The organism is Fulvivirga aurantia (assembly GCF_009711475.1).
Taxonomy (GTDB): Bacteria; Bacteroidota; Bacteroidia; order Cytophagales; family Cyclobacteriaceae; genus Fulvivirga; species Fulvivirga aurantia.
This window is the reverse complement of record NZ_SMMD01000457.1, coordinates 1-2,912: the sequence shown is the minus strand read 5'-3', so window position 1 is coordinate 2,912 and position 2,912 is coordinate 1. Positions and strand designations below refer to the sequence as shown.

At 39.7% G+C, this 2,912-nt stretch carries 2 protein-coding genes; both read right to left on the bottom strand.

Features of this window, described 5'->3' with window-relative positions; all coding sequences use genetic code 11:
• On the bottom strand, positions 1-1,255 hold a 1,255-nt coding region (locus E1176_RS02995), incomplete at its 3' end, for a proton-conducting transporter transmembrane domain-containing protein (RefSeq protein ID WP_155209096.1).
• A 10-nt stretch (positions 1,256-1,265) separates the two neighbouring features.
• Positions 1,266-2,912, bottom strand: a 1,647-nt coding sequence (locus E1176_RS02990; RefSeq protein WP_155209095.1) for a complex I subunit 4 family protein, incomplete at its 5' end; no start/stop codon positions are given.

Sequence of the window (2,912 nt, the reverse complement as noted above, 5' to 3'; positions counted from 1 at the left end):
AACCATCACTACTCGTTGAGTAACTCTCCCAAATCGCAGAAAACACAAAGAGCTTGGCCGTAAATCCTGCTGTAGGAGGTAGACCAGTAAGTGATATCATAATTACCACCATGAATATGGTTAGTACAGGAAAAGTATTAATTAACCCTTTGTAATCAGCTACGAAAACAGCTCCATTTTTCTCAAAATAGTTGACGAGTGAGAAAACTGCCACATTCATAAGGATATAAATAGCAGCATAGAATAGAACACTTTGAAAGCCTGTTTCTGAAAAAGCCACAAGGCCTAATAGTAAAAAACCAGAATGTGCAATAGAAGAATAGGCCAGCATCCTTTTTACATTTTGCTGCCAAAGAGCCGAGAAATTCCCTACAGTAAGTGTAAGTACAGCTACCCCTCCCATAAGTTTAGGCCATGGCACCTGTACCAGACCAAATAAATTGATAACCAATACCAACTTGATGAGAATGGCAAAGCCTGCCAATTTAGGTATAAGAGAAAAGAATGCGACTACAGGAGTAGGAGTAACTTCATATACATCCGGAGTCCAGATGTGAAATGGCACTGCAGAAATTTTAAACAACAAACCACCAATGACCATAAAGCCCGCGAGCAAAAGTGGCAAAGTGTCTATTTCCAGTAGGTTTTCAGTAAATAATGGTGAGATAAATATAAGGGAACCCGAATAAGTATAAATCAATGACAGGCCATAAAGCATCACCGCGGAAGCCACACCTCCGAATAACAGGTATTTTATAGCGGCTTCATAGTTTTTTGCTTTAAGGGAGTAGGTGGTCAATACATAGGCCCCAATAGACATTATTTCAATACTTAAATACACCATGAGCAGGTTGACACTCATCACCAAAGTATGAGCTCCAAGCAAAATGAAACACAGTAAGGCTATAAGTTCTGCTTTATAATGCTTTGTATCACTTCTAAGGTTTAACAATAAGATCAAAAGCATGCCAACGTCTAAGAGTATTTTCCAAATAATAGCTGCCTGATCTAGCTGTAGCATACTTAGAAAAAGAGGAATTGGCCGATCTTCCATGTAATTGAATTGGTTTATATCAAAAACCAAAGTAGCTCCAACACCTAGAAATGATAATGAAATAATGAGGATGTAGCTCTTTGATTTACCAATAAGGTCGACCAATACAATGATTAATATTAAACCCGTAAGGACGAGCTCCGGAGTGAAAAAATTGAGACTCTCCGTTATGATTGATAGCTTGTCTTTTAACTCAGTCACCGATATATAATCATTTTGGAGCTACAAATTCAATGATTGTATTTACAGAGCCATTGATCATCTCCAGCAATAGATCCGGAAAAATTCCTAAAGCCAAAGCGCCCAGAACTAACGGCAAAAACATCAGTATTTCTCTGGCATTAAGATCAGTCAGCTCCTTTTTTTCTGTTTTTAAATGAAGCTTACCTAAGAACATTCGCTGGATTGTCCATAAATAATAAGCCGCACTCAGAATCAGGCCTATCAAGGCTACAATCATCATCCACCTAGGTATGAGTCCATTGACAACTGAGGAGCTAAATGCACCCAACAACACAAAAATTTCGGCTATAAAGCCCGAAAATCCTGGCAACCCTAAAGAAGCAAAAAAGAAGACTACTGTAATCACTGTATACTTTGGCATCATGGTGGCCAACCCTGAGTAATTATGAATAATTCTGTCATTGGTCCTATCGTAGATAACTCCTGCGATTAGGAATAGGCCGGCTGATATAATGCCATGGCTTACCATCTGATAAATAGCTCCGCTCACTCCTTCTGATGTCATTGAAGCTAAACCAAGTAACACAAAACCCATGTGAGAAACCGATGAGTAAGCGATCAGTCGTTTTAAATCTTTGCTGGCCAAGGCATTGAGTGCCCCGTAAATTATAGAAAGAACTCCGAGAAAGCCCACCAACCAGGAGTAGTGAACAGCTCCATCAGGTAAAATCAGGTAGCCGGTGCGGATCAGAGCATAACCACCTACCTTAAGCAGCAATGCGGCTAATATCACCGAGATTGAGGTCGGGGCTTCTACGTGGGCATCTGGAAGCCAGGTATGCAGTGGCACCACCGGTATCTTTATGGCAAAGCCTATAAAGATTATTAAGAAAGCCAACGTTCGTGCATTATGTCCAAATAGCTCTCTCGTAATTTTATAATCAAGCAACGAACCAGGAATGTAATTGGCCTGATTGCCCATATGTAGCATATTAAATGTGTGTACCTGTGCATTCTCAGGAATTTGATCAGCTGCCAATAAGCGCTGCACATCAGCTGTCATCTCCTCAGTCACTTGCTCTACGTTAGCAGCCATTTTTAATTCTACAGCTGTAGCCTGCGGGTCGATCACTGACATGTAAAGGCCAACCATCACAATTAAGATCAATATTGATCCCAGAAGTGTGTATAAGAAAAATTTAATTGATGCATATTCTCTTCTTGGCCCACCCCATAGGCCAATCAGAAAATACATTGGCAGTAGCATAAACTCAAAAAAGAGGTAGAAAAGAAGTAAGTCGAGCGAAACAAAGCACCCGATTATGGCTGCGTTGAGTAGCAGAAAGAGACTAAAATATCCTCTTACTTTTGTTTTGAGATTCCAGGAAGATATAACTGCAATGACAGTAACAACCACTGTGAGTAATACCAAAGCGATATTTAACCCATCTACACCTAGTAGATAAGATGCAGATAGTTTACCTATACTTCCCAAACTCAGATTTATCCAGCTAGCAAACTCTGTATATTGAAAAGATGATAGGTCATATTTGGTGGTACTTGTAGCAGTGAAACCGAGGTAAAGTATTACACCTAAAAATAACTGAAACACACTTACCACAAGTGCCACGTATTTGGATAAAAGCTCTTTTGATTTTGGCAATAAGGCCACTAA